We start from the raw sequence: 2,751 nt of genomic DNA on the forward strand, positions 1-2,751 counted from the left end.
ATGCAAACCAACGGTTAGCTGAGAGAAAGAACAGAAAAGAAATAGCCGTGTAATTTTTAAAAAATAGTCATTTTGAAATTAGACGAGTGTTTCCTTTTTTAAAAAGTTAGTTATGAAATTGGTTCAAATAAGTTTCTGCACTTATTTACTGAAATACACTTTCACGGTTCTTCATCCTATAGCTTTCATCATTCATCTGTAAAACCTCTACACGATGAAGCAGGCGGTCCAGAATTGCGGTTGCTATCCCTTCATCTCCAAGAAGCTCTCCCCATTGATCTGGGCTCTTATTCGAAGTTAGAATAATCGAACTACGTTCATACAAATGGTTAATGAGATGGAAGAATTGATTAGCCTCACGCTGATCCATTGCGATATACATTAAATCATCAATGATAACTAAATCAGACTGCTTGATTCTATTTAATGTTATCTGTGACTTCCTCGTATACTCACTTGTTTTCAGTATGGACATAAGTTCTCCCATTGGGAGAAACATAACCTGGTACCCTTGGTCAATAGCTTCAAGTCCCATACCTATGGCAAGATGTGTCTTTCCGACACCAGGAGGGCCAAGCAACACAAGATTATATTGCTGCTCGAGCCAATGCATGTCTTTTAGTTGTTTCATTTGACGTGCAGTAAGGCTTTTTTGTTCTTTCATATCGTAGTCTTCAAGGGATTTTTGGTATGGGAATTTAGCCCACTTTAATCGTTTCATTTTATTTTTCTCATCACGTTTATTTATTTCAAAGGTGAGAAGATGATTTATGAGTTCATGATACGTCCAAGATTGTTGCTCTGCTTCTCGCATAAGAAGAGGCAGTTCAACCGCAACTTCTGATAAGCGAAGTTGCTTAAGCGCTTGTTGAAGATTTTCAAGTCCTGAGCTCATTAGCGTTCACCCCCAATCAGTTTCGTATAATCACTAAGCGAACGTGTAGGAACGGTGATGGAAGAAGCCGACGGCTTTGACGTAACGCTATTTGGTTTTGGACTTTCCTCTGATAATGAGATTTGAGAATGTTTTGCTAAGAATTTGGCGACATCTCTAAATTCATTGGCACTCCATAACCGTTCATCTATACACTTTTGTAATGCAGCTTCACGTTCTTGAGGGAAGGCCTTTACGGCTTTCTCTAAAACAATAAACTGGTCACGGGCATATCTTTTATGTGTTTCAATAACTTTATCGATAAATAGAACGGCACTCGATTCGCTTTCAAATAAAGCAATCATGGCTTCTTTATACTTTTGTATTGATTTTGAGCGATCTCGACCATGATTCGTTTTCTTTATTAATTTTCCTTTTTCAAACGAGATGGTATGTCGCGTTATTTCTTCACCATTAACTTCACTTAATATAATAAGTTCCTTATCGCTGACTTTGAGTAAGACCTCGTTATTTCCGACAGGTTGGTAGGTTCCCCTGGGAACAGAATAACGATTTCCTTTATAGCGTATTGTATTGTCTTTTCCTATCTTAACTGCTATACTTGCATCAAATGGATTATCCATATTTCTAAAAGATGAGACTGGTTTCAAGTGTGCTTTTTCCTGAAGGAACACTGAATCTGGTCTCTTTTTTGTTGTACCATGAACTTTATGATTACCGGTTCGTTCTAACCAATTCCGGCATTTTTGATTCCAGTCATCTAAATCACTATAGATTCTATTCTTGGCAAAATTACCTTTTACATAGCCAACGACACGCTCAATCTTGCCTTTGGTCTCGGGATCAGCTGCGCGGCACAGGTAAACTTGAAAACCTCTTGCTTGTTGATACGCTTCAAATTCACTCGTTAATATCAGGTCTCCAGCATTCTCGTTTACGGCAATCAGGTTATCTTGGTCATACATAATTTCATGTGTCATGCCACCGAAGTAGCGAAAAGCTTGTTCATGACAACGTATCGTATCTTCAGTTGTAAAAGGTCTATCTAACCATTCCACATATTTATAGCGGCTATGTCCTAAAACGAAACAGATACAGTAGAGTTTTATCTTTTCCTTTTCGACTGTTTTCTGCCAGCACTCGCCCCAGTCAACTTGAATCTGTTCACCCATATCAACTTCGGGAATAGCCTCATACTGCCTCGTTTGTTTCACTTTGGGAATCGCATAACGATCTCTTAATTCCTTAACGAATAGTCGAATTGTACTCGATCCCACTATTAGGTTGGGGTATTCTTCCAATAACCAGTCTTCAATTTGGGCTGCGGATAAATCTGGATGTTCTTTTAACCAGTCGACAATGACTTCTTCATGACTGCCAAGCTTCTTCTGTCTGTTCTGCAGAGCAGATGTCCACTCGGACATCTCTTCATAATCCATACTTAGATATTTCCTGATTGTATCTCTATCAACACCAACTTTTCTCTTGATTTGACTTATATTAAATCCTAGACGATTTAACTTATGTATCTCATGATATAAAGTCATCTTTGATTTATTCACCTTTCATCCTCCGATCCAATCTATACTCATAACTTTAATAGTATAACTGAATCGACTCATTTTAAGATAAAAAGTGCAGAATCTTATTTATCACGTTGCTTCTATTACACCATAGGAAGCGCCTAAGCACAATATGTTTTTGTGTAAATTTGAAGTAAATTGAAGCTCGGGAGTTTAACAGCTGGAATCAATAAAAAGTGACACAAAGCCTGTTATGGCTTTATTTTTTTGTCAAATTTGATAGACTTATATTGTAGTACTATGTAGTAATATGTTATAATAGAGATACATTTA

2 protein-coding genes are annotated in these 2,751 nt (G+C 37.4%); both read right to left on the reverse strand.

Annotated elements, in window-relative coordinates; translation table 11 throughout:
* Positions 1 to 145 precede the first annotated feature (145 nt).
* The gene (gene istB / locus ACYQ4S_RS11505) at positions 146 to 895 is read right to left on the reverse strand and encodes an IS21-like element helper ATPase IstB (protein WP_459771261.1); all 750 of its coding nucleotides are present in this window, start codon (positions 893 to 895) and stop codon (positions 146 to 148) included.
* Positions 895 to 2,442: an IS21 family transposase gene (gene istA, locus ACYQ4S_RS11510; protein WP_459771263.1), complete on the reverse strand. Its 1,548-nt coding sequence runs from the start codon at positions 2,440 to 2,442 to the stop codon at positions 895 to 897. Before istA ends, istB begins: the two co-directional genes overlap by 1 nt.
* Positions 2,443 to 2,751: the final 309 nt, after the last annotated feature.

The organism is Alkalibacterium sp. s-m-28, from assembly GCF_054658175.1.

Coding starts and splice junctions, on each gene's coding strand:
- istA (WP_459771263.1), bottom strand. CDS start 2,442: ATGACTTTATATCATGAGATACATAAGTTAAATCGTCTAGGATTTAAT.
- istB (WP_459771261.1), bottom strand. CDS start 895: ATGAGCTCAGGACTTGAAAATCTTCAACAAGCGCTTAAGCAACTTCGC.